Genomic DNA, 17168 nt, shown 5'->3' with positions numbered 1-17168 from the left:
GTAAGCTACTGTAAACATATAACTTACAGTAAAAAAATAGGTTACTGAATGTATACCGCGCCCGGCCTCGATTTACCACTATTTATTGATTAGATTGTTAGCTAGTCATAGTTATTCATGACAACACAGTTATTCATGACAATACATAGCGACTTATGACAATAATTGCTTGATAGTGAGCGGAACATCGGTGACTTTCAATCGCTGCGCAGCAGTAAGCCCCTCTTTATCTTGGTAACATAAATTATGCCAAGCTCTGAATATATCTAAAAGCGGTAAAATCCCTGCAGGACGTAATTTGCGACGAGGCTCGTTAATGAATGCCTCAAATAATAACTGGAAACGGTTTTGATAGAACTGTATGTGACGAGTTGTTGCCACGTTGAGCCACGACTCAGGTTCATTCTTATCGCCAGCTAAGTAGCAAATGCCTTTTGTACTTGCCCCTTGATTGGAAATACCCCAGCGATCTCGCCACCAGCTCATATAGGCAATATCCACTTTGCCAAACGGCGCAGCCATATCCCAATTGGTATCTTCTTCGACATACATCAGGTCAACGCTTTTTTCTTGAATACGAGATAAGCAAACGCTCAATGCAGCAGATCGAAGCAGGGGGTCTTGAGGCATGTAGATAGATACTCGCTTTTCAGAGTTACACATATCCAACACATGCAAATAATGCGCGTAAGAGGTGTAAGGAGGGCGAATTAATGCGCCTTTTGATGGATAGTGGAAAACAGAAAAATTCCCTAACGGATCCTCTACGTTGCCACGAGCCAAAATCGTTTGGTATTTTTGGTCAATGCGTTCTCGTAACTTGTTGGATGGTTCTGGAGGCGCTTCACTGGCTTCTGCTGTGTATTCTTGGGATACGAAGCGTGATACTTCATCGTAAGGATTGTGATCGATATTTGCGACAGGCTCATCAACAACAGAATAATTAACATGTTGGCATAGGATATAGCCGGAATGCGCTTCTCCAGACACTATCCAATAAACACCATTATTACTTTTGGGTTGGAGAGCAACATAGTTCGATGCCAACTCGTAATGATTTGCATGGTTGACCCAGCGTGCATCAATCGTCGCGAGTTTACGGCGGCATCGGCTTGCAATATGGTCAACATGGTCATAAAACGTTTTTGGATTGATATTGAGCTTACGGCAGATCTCGCGAACAGAATAACCAGTAAACAGCAGCCCCATTAAATTTTCTTGGAACTGGAGCTTTTTATTGATTCCGGACCATTTGTCGACAAAAGTGCTTTGACACGCTTTACACCGGTAACGTTGGCGATCGCCACTGTAACCAAAAGCATGGTAGAGGTGTTTATGGGTATGAACAGAAAGCCCAAAGTTGTCACATTCATCATTGCGACAAGCCGGTAACCCGTCACTGTGGACGTGCCTCAAACGATGAAGTTCATTAACCACATCGCGGTTATTAAGTAAGGGGGGGAAAGCTCCACACTCACGGCATACCATCGCCGGACGTTTAGGGTTAGCATGTTGCAAAACGTATCGCTTTGCATCACTCAATCCAAAGTTGTCACACGCCAATGTTTTACAAAAGTTGAGTTGTAACCCATCTGCGTCCTTTGGCAGTTCGCCGTTAGACACAATCGCCCCCTCGGGATAATTCGAGCAGCCGGTCAGGCTCCGGCTGCAATTTACTACTTTACCCAAGAATCTCGGGGTTGCTTGGGTATATTTGTTTCTTAGATGTTGATTGCGGTTTCTAGAGCCACTTTCATCATGTCGTTGAACGACTTTTGGCGCTCTTCAGAGCTTAGTTTTTCACCACGGATGATGTGGTCAGAAACCGTTAGGATAGTTAACGCTTTCGCGCCTAGGTCTGCAGCTACGCCGTAGATACCTGCCGCTTCCATATCTACACCTAGGATGCCTAGTTTTTCCATCTTCTCGAAGATGTCTGCTTCTGGTGTGTAGAAAAGATCAGCAGAGAACACGTTACCCACTTTTACAGGTACGTTTTGAGAGCGAGCTTGGTTAACTGCTTCTTCTAGAAGACCGTAGTCAGCGATTGCCGCGAAGTCGTGGTTGTTGAAACGGATACGGTTAACTTTTGAGTCTGTAGAGGCCCCCATACCGATAACAACGTCCATCAGTTTAACGTCGTCACGTACCGCACCACAGCTACCTACACGGATTACGTTTTTCACGCCGTATTCAGCGATCAGCTCGTGTACGTAGATACAGCAAGATGGGATACCCATACCGTGGCCCATTACAGACACTTTCTTACCTTTGTATGTACCAGTAAAACCGAACATGTTGCGAACATCACAAACTTGTTTCACATCTTCTAGGAACGTTTCTGCAATGTATTTTGCGCGCAACGGGTCGCCTGGCATTAGAACGGTTTCAGCGAAATCACCTGGTTGTGCGTTAATGTGTGGGGTTGCCATAAGTGCTCTCCAAAGTTTTGTTCAGATAAAACGCCTCTAGTATAGGACGCTATTACCAATTCTGTTGAACTTGTTCGTTTTCGTTGAGGCAATAATATCGGGACTGCTAAAGGGTACTTGAGAGTTAAGTCACAAAATGGTTCGTTTTCTCGGTGGAATTCCTTGTTGATAACTAAATCTGTTGAAAGCGATGGGGCAATCGATTTGCTCGTGAGTCATTCAGTGGCTTTGTCGGCTTTTCTAGGCATGCCCATATTTTTAAAAATTTTCTGATCGAATCTAAGATGTGCTAGTAAAAGCTAGTGTTGTACAAATTAATATCTTGTACAAACTTATATCACTTGCTATAAGTTATACAACAAAACATTTTGTATAGGGATGCGTCATCATGGAATCATCAATCAAAGTAGGTATTAGTTCTTGTGTAATGGGTCAACGTGTACGTTTCGACTCAGGACACAAAATCAGCAACTTCGTTACTAAAGAATTAGATGGCTATTTTAGTTTTGTGCCAGTGTGTCCAGAAGTCGGCGTGGGTATGTCTGTCCCCCGACCAACCATTCGTTTAGTGAGTAACGAAGAGCGTATTGCATTGGTGGAAACCAAAAACCCTGAAAAAGACCATACCGATAAAATGCTGACGTATTCAGAAAACAAAGTGAACGAGCTTCAAGGTGAGCAGCTGTGTGGCTATATCGTATGCGCGAAGTCTCCGACTTGCGGTATGGAGCGTGTGAAAGTTTACAGTAAGAACAGTGCCGCCAAAGAAGGCATCGGCCTGTACACCAAGACTCTAATGGAAAAAATGCCGTGGTTACCCGTTGAAGAAGATGGACGCTTAAATGATCCAGTACTGAAAGAAAACTTCATTACCCGTGTTTACTGCTTAAATGACTTTTATGAGTCGATGGGTGGAGAGCCAACTCGAGGCAAGATCATCGAATTCCACTCTCGCTACAAGTTAACACTAATGGCACATCACCCAGAGTCATATAAATCGCTCGGTCGCTTGGTAGCAGATATCGCAAATTATGATATGGATACCTTTCACGGTCTGTATCGCCTAGGTTTAATGAAAGCGTTACAGAATCGAGCAAGCCGTAAAAATAACACAAACGTTTTGATGCACTTGCAAGGGTATTTTAAGCGCTCGCTGAATGCAGAAGAAAAAGCCGAATTGGCTACTGTGATCAGTGATTACCGTACAGGATTATTGCCGTTGCTTGCGCCTCTTACGTTGATTAAGCACTACCTTAATGCTTACCCAGATGAGTATCTACAAAAGCAAAAGTACATAGACCCACATCCACAGGAGATGAGATTACGCTATGGTTTGTAGCAAAGAAGAGAAATTATATGCTATTCGAGATGTTTCAGAGTTAACCGGTGTAAAGCCGGTTACGCTTAGAGCTTGGCAAAGACGTTACAACTTAATACAGCCACAGAGAACAGACAAAGGGCATCGCGTATTTCGACAGCAAGATGTCGATGTTATTCGTGAAGTACAAAGTTGGCTAGCGAAAGGGGTTGCGATAGGTAAGGTAAAAGACCTACTTGGGCAACCGATTAACACATCGTTACCTCTCCACAAGCAACGTTTAGAAGAAGCGGAATCGGTGCTAGAGGCATTGTCAGAGCTCAACAAAGGCAAAATGGAAACGTTGTTGTCACGAGTGCTCAAAGAATACCCCCTAGATATCGTTGTCGAACAGTTTATCAATCCAATATTGGACGCTCTTGAGCTCGTTAAAATTTCCTTACGATCGTTGCAAATGGGCTTGTTTCAGACTTGCTTGATTACACGGCTCGCGTATGTAGTGGAATCAGAGAACAAAGCGTCAACAAAAGGGAAGTGTTTACTTGTTAGTTTCGATCAAGTTCGCTCCACAGATAGCTGGATACAAGCAGCGAAGCTTTGCGAACAGGGTTATCACATCACTCTGATTGATAGAGTAGAAGATATATCAGGTTTGATTGATCACAAGGTAGTGTCTCGTTATCAGGTTGTGCATTTCTTCTCTAACAAAGCATTGCCTAGTAAGCAGGTGGAAGCGTTAACCACGCTACAAACACAGCTACCGGAAAAAGTTCAGTTCTCTGAAGTGATAGAAAAGCTGCATTTTACCGCCTAATCCTATTTTCGTAAGTAACCACTTTCTCGAAAATAACAGTATTGTCGTGAGTAACAGTATTTTTATGAACGAGCACTTTCTCTTAAGGAGTCGATATGATTCTGGTTTGGTTTCGACGTGATTTAAGAACCGTCGATCACACCGCATTGAGCGCAGCCCTTCGTTCAGGCGAGCCTGTTGTCGCTTGTTTTGTTGCTACGCCAGATCAGTGGAACCAACATCACATGGCACCAATGCAAGCTGACCTGATTGCTCGTCGCTTGCATTGCCTTAATGAGGAGCTGACTGAACTTAACATTCCATTTCTATATCAAGAAGTGTCGAGCTTTTGTGATGTGACTGAGACTATTGTGGGGTGGGGAACGTCGTTAGGGGTTAGCAAAGTGATGGTGAATATACACTATGAAGTGAATGAGCAATCGCTAGATAGAGAAGTTTCAAGCGCGTTGAATGCACAAGGTGTGGTGTTCGAAGCCTTTCACGATAAATGTGTGCATGCACCAACAACGGTCCTCAATAAGCAAGGGGAGTACTTTAAAGTATTTACGCCGTTCAAACGAGCTTGGTTGCAGAAGTTTAAAATGCCGATTGTGTTGAAGCCGCAACCTCAAGCGGCACTTAAAGAGCGTATATTTGGTCCTCTCTCAACAGACCGTTATCATGACAATGTTTCATTCAGTTATCCGCGCGAATCAAGTCAACAATGGTATGCATCAACCCGCGAGATTCTTCACCAGCTGCGAGCGTTTGTGCAAGAAAGAAGTGATGCGTATCGAGAGGAGCGGGACTTCCCAGCGATAGATGGAACGAGTCAGCTATCACCTTACTTGGCTATCGGTGCGCTTTCACCAAGGCAATGCATTGCAAGACTTTATGCTGAGAGGTCGATTCCAGACTTGTCCGATGGTAAAGCAACGTGGCTAAGTGAAATTATTTGGCGTGAGTTCTATCAGCACTTGCTTGTGTTTGAACCGAAGCTTGTCAAAGGTAAGGGATTCATTCCATGGGAAGAAAAGATCCAATGGTCTTACGACGAACAAGCATTCGAACGCTGGAAAACAGGATCAACCGGGTACCCCATCATCGATGCGGCAATGCGTCAGCTTAACTCGACTGGCTGGATGCACAATCGACTGCGCATGGTTGTGGCAAGCTTCTTAACCAAAGATCTTCACATTGATTGGCGTTGGGGGGAAGCGTATTTTATGAGCAAACTGGTTGATGGCGATTTTGCGGCAAATAATGGTGGTTGGCAGTGGTCGGCATCAACTGGGTGTGATGGTCAGCCTTACTTTCGTATTTTTAATCCCATTAGTCAGGGGCAAAGGTTTGATGCGGGTGGAGCATTTATAAGACATTGGATCCCCGAGCTTAGGGCTGTACCAAACAAGTTCATTCACAATCCTTGGCTTTGGCAGGATTTTTCTTTACTGGATTATCACAAGCCGATGGTTGATCATAAGGTAGAAAGAGAGATAACCTTACAACTGTTCAAAAATGCCAAGGAATAGAGAGAGATGCCTAGCAAAAAGCGATCAATGCATATCGCTAAACGTACCCTGTTATCCATTTCATTGTCTTTAGTGAGTGGTTTGTCATTTGCAAAAATGTATGAATTACCCGATGACGGTGCTCGTGTCATTGGTCGTATGGAAAACCATGTGGTGCAACATGGTGAGACGATGGCGAATATTGCGAAACAGTATGATGTGGGTATGTTAGCTTTGATGGCGGCAAACAAAGGCGTGGATCCTTTTCTTCCTAGAGAGGGGCATGTTCTTACTATTCCTACCCAATTAATCATGCCGGATGTACCTCATAAAGGTATCGTGATTAACCTAGCAGAGCTCAGACTTTATTACTTCCCTCCCAAAGAAAACATTGTGCATGTCTTCCCGGTTGGAATCGGACGTATTGGTAGAGATACACCGGTGATGACGACGAGCATCAGTCAGAAGCGACCAAATCCAACGTGGACTCCGCCTGCATCTATCCGTGCGGAGTACAAGGCGAAAGGCGTCGATTTACCTGCGGTAGTTCCTGCAGGCCCGGATAACCCCCTCGGTTTGTTTGCTTTACGCTTAGCATATGGTAACGGTGAATATTTGATCCATGGTACGAATAAAGACTTTGGCATTGGTATGCGCGTGAGTGCGGGCTGTATACGTATGGACCCAAATGATATCGAATGGTTGTTTGAGAAAGTACGTCGCGGAGAAAAAGTACGTATTATCAATGAGCCAGTAAAAGTGACGCTAGAACCTGACCGTAGTGTGTTTGTCGAGGCGCATGAACCGCTAACGCGTAGCAATGGTGAAAAAGATGATTTGTCTTTGCCAAAAGAGTTGGGCTGGTGGCTAGATGAATTTGGCTTGACGGATGTAAAAGCGAAAGCAACGATTGCTGCTCAAAATGGTGTACCAGTAGAAATTACCGCGCCTTAACAGCGGTTAAAGCGCGGTAGTAAGGCTATAACTTACTTAGTGTAAGATTGAGCGATGTTGTCGATACGCTCATTTGCACGTGCTGCTTCTTCTTGTGCTGACATTGCCGCGTTACCAGCAGCTTGAACGTTAGACTGTAGAGACTGAACGTCTTGGCTTAGTTGGCTAACTTGGTTGCTTAGCTCGTCTAGTTTTGCTGCGTTTGCCATTGCTGCATCATCAGATGAAGCACAACCAGCTAGTAGAAGTACTGAAGTTGCTGCAGCTGCGATCAACGTTTTGTTCATGTAAGAACTCCTTGCTTATAGTGAAAGTTCTACGCTATTAACAACATGTCATATAGCCGTAGAGTTAAGTGTGGATAAATTCTATCAGTACATGATGTAGCAAAAGTCAAAAAAATCCAAGAATTTCATAGGCTACTCGCATTTAATGTTTACTTGGACTTTACAAAAGTAAGCTCCGCGTCAAAAAAAACATTAAAAGCTAGCCTTACAACAGGTCAATTTGCCACTTGCCTGATATCAATAATTTAGACGATATTCCAATAAAATAAAGTTTCTGATGGAAAGTTCGTTGCGCGTGAACAATAAGTTTGTGTGATCTCTATCTATACTCATAGGATTTGCGGTACTATACCGAGCTTTTATTTTTTGCTGCATTTAAAGCGGAAATGACACTGAGAAAGCGCTGAGACGCTTATTGATTTATTGGAGAATACTTTGCAATTTAAAGATCTGGGCCTAGACAACCGATTGTTGAAGAACCTAAAACACTACGATTTTAAAAAACCGACTGACATTCAGAAGCAGGCAATACCTGTAGCGATTGCCGGTAAGGATCTACTGGCATCTTCGAAAACGGGTTCGGGCAAGACTTTGGCGTTTGTATTGCCAATGCTTCACAAGTCTCTTAAGACGAAATCTTTTTCTACGAAAGATCCTCGTGCGGTGATTCTTGCTCCGACGCGTGAACTTGCAAAACAGGTGTATGGTGAACTTCGTTCAATGCTTGCGGGCCTAACCTATGATGCGACTTTGATTCTTGGTGGTGAGAACTTTAACGATCAGGTGAAAGCGCTTCGTCGTTACCCTAAGTTTATCGTGGCAACGCCAGGACGTTTAGCGGACCATTTGGAACACCGTTCTCTTTACCTTGATGGATTAGAAACACTGATCTTAGATGAAGCAGACCGCATGTTAGATCTTGGTTTTGCTCCAGAGTTGCGCCGTATTCATAAAGCGGCTAAACACCGTCGTCGTCAAACGTTGATGTTTTCAGCAACACTAGACCACGCTGAAGTGAACGATATTGCAGCAGAGATGTTGAATGCACCAAAGCGCATCGCTATTGGCGTATCTAATGAACAGCACAAAGACATTGAGCAAAAATTCTACTTATGTGATCACCTAGATCATAAAGAAGCGATTCTTGAGCGCGTCTTAGAAGAAGCGGAATACCGTCAGGTTATTATCTTTACTGCAACGCGTGACGATACTGAGCGTTTAACCAATAAGCTGAATGAGAAAAAGCTTAAAGCGGTGGCATTAAGTGGCAACTTAAACCAAACGCAACGTAATACCATCATGAGCCAGTTTGAACGTGCAGTGTTCAAGATTTTGGTTACCACGGACGTAGCATCTCGTGGCTTGGATATTTCAACCGTTACTCACGTAATCAACTTTGATATGCCAAAGCATACAGAAGAGTACGTACACCGTGTTGGTCGTACTGGTCGTGCAGGTAACAAGGGCGATGCAGTTTCGCTTGTTGGTCCAAAAGACTGGGATAGCTTTAAGCGCGTGGAAGCGTACCTACAGCAAGATCTAAATTTCTCTGTACTTGAGGGCTTGAAAGGTAAGTTTACTGGCCTGAAACCTAAGAAACAGGATTTTCGTAACAAGAAAGCAGCAACGCCAAAAGCTCGTCCTCAAGCGAAGAAAGTTGCAAAAGCACCTGCTAAACGTGATAAGAGTTACTACCAAAACGTGGCTGTGGGTGACAACGTGTTTATTCCTAAGAAAAAGCCTGCAGAGCCAAGCGCTGAAGATTAAATTTCAGAACATTGCTCATCTATCTCAGAGGTCCGAACATATTGTTCGGACTTTTTTTTTTGCCATCAAATCTTAAACTTCTTTCTCGATTATCCTATCGACAAGCCCTAATCATGGCAGTTTTCTTGAGAGCGGCTACGCCTCTAAATCTCGACTTTGCACACATAAGCCGCAATGAGTTGAAAAAATAGGCGTTAAATAATAGCGCTCTTTAATATGTCACATAGGCTTCAACGAAGTGAAACACAACTGTCACAATAGGATTCTAAAGTGAGCACCGTTCAAGTGAAAAACAACGGCAATGAAGCCACTTAAAGGAAATTGTGATGAAAAAGACAGTAATCGGTGCAATCGCACTTCTAGGCGCAATGGCAGTGACTCCTGTTTCTGCTAAAGAAACTATCTCTGCAGTGGGTTCTAGCAGCGTAACGCCACTGATGGAAGTTTTCTCTGAAACATACATGAAGACAAACCCAAACGTATTTATTGAAGTTCAAGGCCCGGGTTCATCTGCTGGCGTTAAAGCAGCAAAAAACGGTTCAGCGGACCTAGGTATGTCTTCTCGTAACCTAAAAGACGATGAGAAAGAATCTGCTCTTAAAGAAGAGACAGTTGCTCTTGACGGTATTGCAGTAGTTGTAAACCCACAAAATAAACTAGCAGGCCTAACAGCAGACCAAGTTACGGCAATCTACAAAGGTGAAGTAACAAACTGGAAAGATGTTGGCGGTTCAGATAAACCAATCGTCGCAATCACTCGTGATACCGCTTCTGGTACTCGCGGCGCATTCGAAGACATCATGTCTCTAAAAATGAAAGTTTCTGGTATGAAAGTTTCTGCAATCTCTCAACGCGCTCAAGTTGCAAATGGTAACGGTGCATTGAAAACAATGGTTGCTTCTAACCCATACGCAATTGGCTACATCTCGCTGGGTACAGTAGATAGCTCTGTAAATGCGTTGCCAATCGACGGTGTGGAAGCATCAGTAGACAACGTGAAGAACGGTTCATACAAAGTGGCTCGTCCATTCCTAGTGCTTTACAAAGATGGTAAGCCATCAGCGGAAGCTCAGAAATTCCTAGACTGGATGCTAACTGATGAAGCGCAAGCTCTAGTAGACCAAAAAGGCTACATCTCAGTTAACTAATTCAATCGGACTCTATGTTTGCTCAGCCCACCATTTGGGGCTGAGCCTTTTCAATTCATCGAGCTCTATGGCAATGCCAAGAGCCGAGAGATTTATAAATGACCATCGCAACCAATAGTGAAAAGCTTATGACTACTGACGCAAAAGCGATCAGCAAGCCAGGCCTACGTGAAAAACGCCGCGTTGATTGGAAAGAACGTATCTTCCATGGCTTGTTCCTGACCAGTGCCGTTATCGGTATCGTATCACTAGCAGTTATCGCATATTTCATCGTTCGAGAAAGTATCCCTGCCTTTCAAGCAGCTGGTGTCTCGGGTATCGTTTTAGGCCAAAACTGGTTACCGCCAGCACTTTATGGTGTTGCAACCATGATTGTGGCATCCATCGTTTCTACGGCGGGCGCGGTGATTGTGGGTGTACCAATTGGTGTTTTGACCGCAATTTTTATCGCAGAAATTGCACCAAAACGTTTGGCTGATGTTATTCGTCCAGCAGTGGAACTACTTGCCGGGATTCCATCGGTTGTATACGGCTTCTTTGGCCTCGTTATCATCGTTCCCTTGATTCAAAATGTATTCAATGTGCCAGCAGGTAACACCATCTTGGCGGGTATTATTGTTTTAGGTGTGATGATTCTTCCTACCGTTATTACCGTATCTGAAACGTCTATCCGTGCAGTTCCTCGTACTTACAAAGAAGGTTCTTTGGCACTGGGTGCATCTAAAATCTACACCATCTTTAAGCTACTCGTTCCTGCTGCTCGTTCTGGCATTATGACGGGTGTGATCTTGGGTATTGGTCGTGCATTAGGTGAAACCATGGCGATCATCATGGTGATGGGTAACGCACCAGCAATGCCAGAGGGCATACTAGATTCAGCGCGTACGCTTACGGCTAATATCGCGATTGAAATGTCTTACGCAAGTGGTATTCATGCGAATGCGCTCTACGCGACAGGTGTTGTACTTCTGGTCTTCATCATGTCATTGAATGCAGTACTGCTGTACCTAAACCGAGAAAAAGCGAAATAATCGCTCGTTAAAGGTGACTAATATGGATCGCGTAAAACTTAAACAAGCACGTCAGTTCAAAGACAATATTTTTAATGCATTAGTTTGGACTTCGGCAGCACTTACGGTAGGTTTTTTGTTCTGGATTATCTGGTACATCCTATCGAATGGTCTACAGCACGTAGATTGGAATTTTATTACTGATGACTATACGCGCACAGGTGAAGAGCACGGCATCTTCCCAATGATTGTGTCGACGATTTACATGGTTATCGCGTCAATCGCAGTGGCAGCGCCACTCGGCATCATGACGGCAATCTACTTGACCGAATATGCGAAAGTGGGCAGTCGTTTGGTGAAAATCATCCGTTTCTGTACAGAATCATTGGCGGGTATCCCGTCGATCATCTTCGGTCTGTTCGGTATGACTTTCTTCGTGGCGATTCTTGGCCTTGGATTCTCGATTCTATCGGGCGCCTTGACGCTAAGTATTCTAATCCTGCCAGTTATCATCCGTACCACGGAAGAAGCGTTGATGGCAGTACCACAGACGTACCGTGAAGGCTCTTACGGCCTAGGTGCATCTAAGATTTACACTATCTGGCGTTTGATTCTTCCGAGCGCAATGCCAGGTATCTTAACTTCGGTCATTCTAAGTATTGGTCGTGTCATTGGTGAGTCTGCACCAGTATTCCTGACAGCAGGTATGGTTGCTCGTATTCCGGATTCTTTATTGGATTCAGGTCGTACGCTGACTGTTCACCTATACAAACTGACTACCGAACTGTTTACCATTGAGGAATGGAATCAGGCTTACGGTACCGCAACAGTGCTGATTGTCGTTGTCCTTTTGATCAACATGTTCACAAAACTGATTGCACGACGTTTTAACACAGCAACTTACTAACAAAATCAATTTAGAACGTAAGTAAAAAGACACGAATTCAAGATTTAAGAGATTAAGATAATGAACAAGTTTGATATTGAAAACCTAGACCTGTTTTACGGCGACAACCAAGCACTGAAATCAATCAACCTACCAATTCCTGTTCGCCAAGTAACTGCGCTAATTGGCCCATCTGGTTGTGGTAAATCAACGCTTTTACGCTGTTTGAACCGCATGAATGATCTCATCGAGGGGGTGAAGATCACTGGTAAACTGGCCATGGACGGTGAAGATATCTATGGCAACATCGACGTTGCGGATCTTCGTATCAAAGTGGGTATGGTGTTCCAAAAGCCAAATCCATTCCCGATGAGTATTTACGAGAACGTAGCGTACGGTCTTCGCGCACAAGGCATCAAAGATAAGAAGCACATTGATGAAGTCGTTGAACGCTCTTTACGCAGTGCTGCGCTTTGGGATGAGGTGAAAGATCGTCTTAAGTCTCATGCATTTGGTCTGTCTGGCGGTCAGCAGCAGCGTTTGTGTATTGCGCGCACGATTGCCATGGAACCGGATGTGATTCTAATGGATGAGCCGACATCGGCGCTTGACCCAATTGCGACGCACAAAATTGAAGAATTGATGGAAGAGTTGAAGAAGAACTACACCATCGTCATCGTGACGCACTCAATGCAGCAAGCGCGTCGTATCTCAGATCGTACAGCGTTCTTTTTGATGGGTGAGTTGGTTGAGCACGATGACACACAAGTTATCTTTAGCGAACCGAAAGATGACCGTACTCAAGGCTATGTCAATGGTGACTTCGGTTGATTTCAGTATTTACTGGTACAAAAAATAACTATAAGCGATGGAAATCTTGCCCCTCTTAATGAGGGGCCTTTTTTATTTGCAGTATGTAATTCTAATGAAACATCGGTCTAAAAATGTTGAAAGGCTCTCGATTGTGACATTAAGAGGACATTTTTTGCGAAAGACTTAACAGCTCAATTCAATTGCCATTGATTGCATATGTGTGCGTGAGTAGCTTTCATTCAAAGATAATGCGCTGATGGGGTTGGTTGGGTGAGTTTAAAACGTTTTACAAGAACCGTCTCTTCTACAAGAGATCATCGGTTGTTAGCTGAAGCGATATTCCAGTATTTAGAACAGCACTTTGGCCCTAGCGCAATCGCGATATTTGATGACCCATTAACCAGCCCATTAGATTCACTTCGATTTGTCCAAGGGGAATTTTATTCTATCCGTAAGTATCCAGAGTCCTTTTGGGAGTGGGCCAGTCAGTTTGATACTTCAGAGAGCATTATCCCTTTAGCTATTAATACTTGTAGTTGGAACCACACCGATGATCTGGGTGGGGAAAGCTACATTATGATGCTCGACAATACGCCGATTAAACGCACCTATTTACTCATTCAAAACGTTCATGAGCATACTGCCCATAATATTTATGAGCAAAGTTATGATGCGATGCAACTTGCGGCTTCTCGTTGGCAATGTATTCGTGCAGAAAAAAACGCATCACAAGAAATAAAACAGCGGGATGCTCGAGAAGCAAAATACGTTGATGAGATCAGTCAACGCGAGCGTTTTATTGATAATATGAAACTTGTTCAGCAAGTGGCATTAGACATTTCTAACCCAGACTCTCTCAAAGAACTTTATCTTAAAGCGGTTGATGCGCTACGTGAACGTTTGGGCTTCGACCGCTCAACGTTGATGTTGCTTGATATGAAAAAACGTAGCTTCAGCGGAACCTATGGTACAAATGAAGCCGGAGACACCATTGATGAATTTCATACACAGTATGATCTTCACCAGTTGAGTGAAGAATATATCGAAGCGTTATCAAACGTGGAATGCAACTTAGTCGTTATTGAACATACCCCGATTTATACGGCTGGAAAAGTGGTTGGCCTTGGCTGGAATGCCATGCTTATTTTGAGGGACAATGAGAAACCATTTGGTTGGTTTGCTCTGGATAATTTCATTCACCGTAAACCCATCACTGATTATCAAAAGCAAATGTTGGAATCGTTCGGTTCACTTTTTTCTCAAATATTCATTCGCAAGAGACAAGAGCAGAATGTACGAATGCTGCATTCTAGCATGGTAGAGCTTTCTCGCTGTACAACGGTTAGCGACGTATGTAAGTCAGCGGTCACTTTCGCGATCAACAATTTGGGCATTGACCGTATGGCGGTGTTTTTGACCGATGAAGACTGCTCATACATGAAAGGAACATGGGGAACCAATATTCAGGGTAAGGTTGTTGATGAATCGTATTTTTATGAGCAGACTCAAGATTTTTCGTTAATTAATTTAGCACGCTCGATGCCCAATGATGTCGCGTTCGAAGAGTCGGTGCCGATTTATCACAATTGCAATATTGTTGGCTTTGGCTGGGCAGCGATGACGGTGTTAACGTCTAATCGAGGTGTTCCGATTGCGTTTATTGCGGTTGATAACCTTTTGACACGAGCCCCATTGACGTCTCAATTACGTGAGGTAATTCGTATGTTTGCTTCGAGTTTGGTTGAGGTTCTTCAACGCACTCAAGCACAAGAAGCCATTCGAGCGTTGAACGAAAACCTAGAGCAAGAAGTCAATAAACGTACGAAAGAGCTGGAAGAGGCCAACCAGCAACTCGAGGTATTGTCGAAATTAGATCCCCTAACTCGCTTGGGAAATCGCCGTATGTTGGAACATGTCATGCAAAAGTATTGCACGTTCGACCACAATGAGGTGATTTCATTTGGGTTAATTTTGATTGATATTGACCATTTTGGTTTATTCAATAACCACTATGGCCATTTGGAAGGGGATATTGCCCTGATGCGGATTGGCAATATTCTTGAGCATCACACCAAAGATGAAGATGAGGTCTTTTGTCGAATTGGTGGTGAGGAGTTTGCGCTGCTGATGATTGGTGCAAGCTGTAGTGACGTAAAACAGCGAGCTGAGTGTATTCGCGGCAGTATTGCAAATGAAGCAATCAAACACTGCCAAAATCCAGAGGGAAAACTACTGACGGTCTCGGTTGGGTGTGCTTGTTATCAAACGTTAGGAAATGAGTTTAACTTTGACTACTTGTATCAACTCTCTGATAAAGCATTGTATTTGGCTAAACATAATGGCCGAAATTGTGTTTTCATGTGTAATTACGATGATCGAGAGCTTACCGAATAGCCGAATATTGGATTACCTTGATCTGTACTAATTTAGACTTGATAGCCATTGTACGCCCCTAATAATGAACAAGTGGTCGAGCAATTGGCGTTGAAGATATAAACTAAAATGGCAGCTCAGGGTGAGCTGCCATTTGTATTTTTCGCTTTTTCTTTTGTTTTTTCTTTGTGTTCGCCTTGTTATCGCGACTGTTTTGTCGCTACTTTAAAGTTTCTCTAACGGGTGGCTAGGTCGACTTTTCTTCCCCTTGGCCAGTTGCTTAATTTTACTCAGCAGATTGTCCGGTTTCCAGGGGTGTTGATTTGTACCAAAACGGGCCTGATTCATTATGCTTAATTCTTCTTTAACCGCTAGCACTGTTTTTGAAGATTGGTCAAAATCGTGTGTTTGAAGGTAATCATTAACCGCACGTTCAATTTTGGCACAATCACCTTGCCTAATGGTCTCTTCTAATTGTTGGAAAGAAAGTTGAGAAGTTGGGTTCTCGGCTCTTGTGTCACGTTTAGTGCCACGCTTTTTCCATAGAATGACCGCAATGGTGGAAGAGATAATCCATAACGAGCCAAATACAAAGGTGAGTGTCTGCCATAGAGAATCGACACCCGTGTGTGCGACCGTTGAAGATGGTTGTGTTGTTGGCTTAGCAGGTTGTACGTTATCTGCCAATGAGATCAACCCACTGTCACTTTTCTCTACGACAAGCTTAAGCTCGCCAATACTTGCCTGTTTCGCTTGGTCGAGATTACTGTCCCACCAATTTACGCTATAGCTTGGCAATGAGACTTCGCCAACTTCTGTAGGAATAATGACTTGTTTGACCGTCATGGTCACAATGCCATCTGTGCCAGTATTAAATTGCGGCTGTTCAGGATATACGCGCAACGAGTTAGGGTAGGCAATGTTAACGCGTGGCAAATATTCCTCTTGTGTACCTCGTGCTTTAATGCGTATGGTGCGAGTGATGGATGAGCCCTGTTTTACGGTGTTTACGGTATTCGCAGACAGAGAGTTACCTTGATCATCTTGCCAGCTTTGAGTGATTTCTAACGCCGAGGCTGGTAACCAGTTTCCTTTGATATCACTAGGAATTGGTTTTACGGTAATTGGCATCTGTTGCGCCGTCGTGTTAATTGGCATGACCTTAGTTGAGCCGGTTAAACTATCACCGTAGACGTATGAGCCAGTCAGTTTTGGACCATGAAGTATGTAAGTTCCTGGTTGCTCAGCGGTTATGCGGAATGCTTGTTCAACAATGGTAACTTCAAGGCCATCAATGACACGTTGACCTTGCTTCATTTCGCCGGTTGCTTCTAGCTTCATTCCGTCAATGCTAGGCGGTATGATTTGAGGGTTATCCAAACGACGAGGATCAACTTTGATCATCAATTGCATTCGGAGGGTTGCCGATTGCTGTGGATATAAAGTGTGGTTGTCGACACTCATATCGAAGTGGAATAAATCATCCAAATTTGGTTCGGCTTGATCTTTCGTCACTCGCAGTTGAATCGGCTCGGTTTTCATTCCATCAGCGGTAAAGCTCGGAATCGTCACGATGCCATTTTTCATTGGTGCAATTGAGATGCTCCATTCAGTTCGAACGGATTTGTGACCATTAATGTTGTTGCTTGAACGGCCATAACGAGGCTGCCCGAGAAAAAAGTCTTTTTTCAATACATTGAAATTAATCGCATCGGATCCTAGCTCAGTATCCGCTACTACCCTTAAGTTGATCACTTCGTTTTGAGCTACTTGTGTTTTATTCACACTAGCTTGAAGGCTTTGAGCAAAAGCCGAAATGCTAGTTAGTAGGCCGGCCATCAGAACAAAGACCAGTTTTGCGCCTTTTTTCATCATG

At 43.8% G+C, this 17168-nt stretch carries 14 protein-coding genes; 10 read left to right on the top strand and 4 right to left on the bottom strand.

Translation table 11 applies throughout. The features are described 5' to 3' along the window. Nucleotides 1–153: 153 nt before the first annotated feature. Together KHN78_RS18105 and deoD are read right to left on the bottom strand one after the other, a co-directional pair. Nucleotides 154–1623: an IS1 family transposase gene (locus KHN78_RS18105; RefSeq protein ID WP_211917853.1), complete on the bottom strand. Its 1470-nt coding sequence runs from the start codon at nucleotides 1621–1623 to the stop codon at nucleotides 154–156. A gap of 98 nt (nucleotides 1624–1721) precedes the next feature. Beyond that, a complete protein-coding gene (gene deoD / locus KHN78_RS18100) occupies nucleotides 1722–2432 on the bottom strand; it encodes a purine-nucleoside phosphorylase (protein ID WP_128812665.1) in 711 nt (236 codons plus the stop codon). 388 nt (nucleotides 2433–2820) lie between these two features. Between deoD and KHN78_RS18095 the strand changes: the two genes are divergently transcribed. The 4 genes from KHN78_RS18095 to KHN78_RS18080 all read left to right on the top strand — a co-directional run bounded on the left by KHN78_RS18095 (nucleotide 2821) and on the right by KHN78_RS18080 (nucleotide 7008). Continuing rightward, the gene (locus KHN78_RS18095) at nucleotides 2821–3771 is read left to right on the top strand and encodes a YbgA family protein (protein WP_211917851.1); all 951 of its coding nucleotides are present in this window, start codon (nucleotides 2821–2823) and stop codon (nucleotides 3769–3771) included. Further along, a complete protein-coding gene (locus tag KHN78_RS18090; protein ID WP_211917849.1) occupies nucleotides 3761–4564 on the top strand; it encodes a MerR family transcriptional regulator in 804 nt (267 codons plus the stop codon). The genes KHN78_RS18095 and KHN78_RS18090 overlap by 11 nt, the downstream gene beginning before the upstream one ends. A gap of 95 nt (nucleotides 4565–4659) precedes the next feature. Beyond that, nucleotides 4660–6075, top strand: a complete 1416-nt coding sequence (gene phrB / locus KHN78_RS18085; protein WP_211917847.1) for a deoxyribodipyrimidine photo-lyase — start codon at nucleotides 4660–4662, stop codon at nucleotides 6073–6075. 6 nt (nucleotides 6076–6081) lie between these two features. Then, the gene (locus KHN78_RS18080; protein WP_211917845.1) at nucleotides 6082–7008 is read left to right on the top strand and encodes a L,D-transpeptidase family protein; all 927 of its coding nucleotides are present in this window, start codon (nucleotides 6082–6084) and stop codon (nucleotides 7006–7008) included. A 32-nt stretch (nucleotides 7009–7040) separates the two neighbouring features. Here the strand turns inward: KHN78_RS18080 and KHN78_RS18075 are convergent, their stop codons facing one another. Continuing rightward, the gene (locus tag KHN78_RS18075; protein WP_211917843.1) at nucleotides 7041–7295 is read right to left on the bottom strand and encodes an Lpp/OprI family alanine-zipper lipoprotein; all 255 of its coding nucleotides are present in this window, start codon (nucleotides 7293–7295) and stop codon (nucleotides 7041–7043) included. Between the two features lie 423 nt (nucleotides 7296–7718). On the opposite strand from KHN78_RS18075, the gene KHN78_RS18070 reads away from it, so the two are divergent. The 6 genes from KHN78_RS18070 to KHN78_RS18045 all read left to right on the top strand — a co-directional run bounded on the left by KHN78_RS18070 (nucleotide 7719) and on the right by KHN78_RS18045 (nucleotide 15313). Then, the gene (locus KHN78_RS18070; RefSeq protein WP_211917840.1) at nucleotides 7719–9062 is read left to right on the top strand and encodes a DEAD/DEAH box helicase; all 1344 of its coding nucleotides are present in this window, start codon (nucleotides 7719–7721) and stop codon (nucleotides 9060–9062) included. 326 nt (nucleotides 9063–9388) lie between these two features. Next, complete coding sequence (locus KHN78_RS18065; RefSeq protein WP_211917838.1) at nucleotides 9389–10210, top strand: phosphate ABC transporter substrate-binding protein; 822 nt, start codon at nucleotides 9389–9391, stop codon at nucleotides 10208–10210. A gap of 98 nt (nucleotides 10211–10308) precedes the next feature. Continuing rightward, nucleotides 10309–11241, top strand: a complete 933-nt coding sequence (gene pstC, locus KHN78_RS18060) for a phosphate ABC transporter permease subunit PstC (RefSeq protein ID WP_211917836.1) — start codon at nucleotides 10309–10311, stop codon at nucleotides 11239–11241. Between the two features lie 22 nt (nucleotides 11242–11263). Further along, entirely contained in the window at nucleotides 11264–12127 is an 864-nt protein-coding gene (pstA, locus tag KHN78_RS18055; RefSeq protein ID WP_128812672.1) for a phosphate ABC transporter permease PstA, read from the top strand. 60 nt (nucleotides 12128–12187) lie between these two features. Then, the gene (pstB, locus tag KHN78_RS18050) at nucleotides 12188–12937 is read left to right on the top strand and encodes a phosphate ABC transporter ATP-binding protein PstB (protein ID WP_211917834.1); all 750 of its coding nucleotides are present in this window, start codon (nucleotides 12188–12190) and stop codon (nucleotides 12935–12937) included. A gap of 252 nt (nucleotides 12938–13189) precedes the next feature. Then, complete coding sequence (locus KHN78_RS18045; protein WP_211917832.1) at nucleotides 13190–15313, top strand: GGDEF domain-containing protein; 2124 nt, start codon at nucleotides 13190–13192, stop codon at nucleotides 15311–15313. A 204-nt stretch (nucleotides 15314–15517) separates the two neighbouring features. Here the strand turns inward: KHN78_RS18045 and KHN78_RS18040 are convergent, their stop codons facing one another. Continuing rightward, complete coding sequence (locus KHN78_RS18040; protein ID WP_211917831.1) at nucleotides 15518–17167, bottom strand: BatD family protein; 1650 nt, start codon at nucleotides 17165–17167, stop codon at nucleotides 15518–15520. Nucleotide 17168 lies beyond the last annotated feature (1 nt).

Origin of the sequence: Vibrio sp. B1REV9 (assembly GCF_905175395.2) — a bacterium.
Lineage (GTDB): Bacteria > Pseudomonadota > Gammaproteobacteria > Enterobacterales > Vibrionaceae > Vibrio > Vibrio alfacsensis.
This window is presented reverse-complemented; position numbering and strand designations above follow the sequence as displayed.

Excerpts from the sequence above, each read along its gene's own strand:
- KHN78_RS18040 (WP_211917831.1), bottom strand. The coding sequence starts at position 17,167 with ATGATGAAAAAAGGCGCAAAACTGGTCTTTGTTCTGATGGCCGGCCTA.
- deoD (WP_128812665.1), bottom strand. The coding sequence starts at position 2,432 with ATGGCAACCCCACACATTAACGCACAACCAGGTGATTTCGCTGAAACC.
- KHN78_RS18095 (WP_211917851.1), top strand. The coding sequence starts at position 2,821 with ATGGAATCATCAATCAAAGTAGGTATTAGTTCTTGTGTAATGGGTCAA.
- KHN78_RS18090 (WP_211917849.1), top strand. The coding sequence starts at position 3,761 with ATGGTTTGTAGCAAAGAAGAGAAATTATATGCTATTCGAGATGTTTCA.
- pstC (WP_211917836.1), top strand. The coding sequence starts at position 10,309 with ATGACCATCGCAACCAATAGTGAAAAGCTTATGACTACTGACGCAAAA.
- KHN78_RS18080 (WP_211917845.1), top strand. The coding sequence starts at position 6,082 with ATGCCTAGCAAAAAGCGATCAATGCATATCGCTAAACGTACCCTGTTA.
- pstA (WP_128812672.1), top strand. The coding sequence starts at position 11,264 with ATGGATCGCGTAAAACTTAAACAAGCACGTCAGTTCAAAGACAATATT.
- KHN78_RS18075 (WP_211917843.1), bottom strand. The coding sequence starts at position 7,295 with ATGAACAAAACGTTGATCGCAGCTGCAGCAACTTCAGTACTTCTACTA.
- pstB (WP_211917834.1), top strand. The coding sequence starts at position 12,188 with ATGAACAAGTTTGATATTGAAAACCTAGACCTGTTTTACGGCGACAAC.
- KHN78_RS18065 (WP_211917838.1), top strand. The coding sequence starts at position 9,389 with ATGAAAAAGACAGTAATCGGTGCAATCGCACTTCTAGGCGCAATGGCA.
- phrB (WP_211917847.1), top strand. The coding sequence starts at position 4,660 with ATGATTCTGGTTTGGTTTCGACGTGATTTAAGAACCGTCGATCACACC.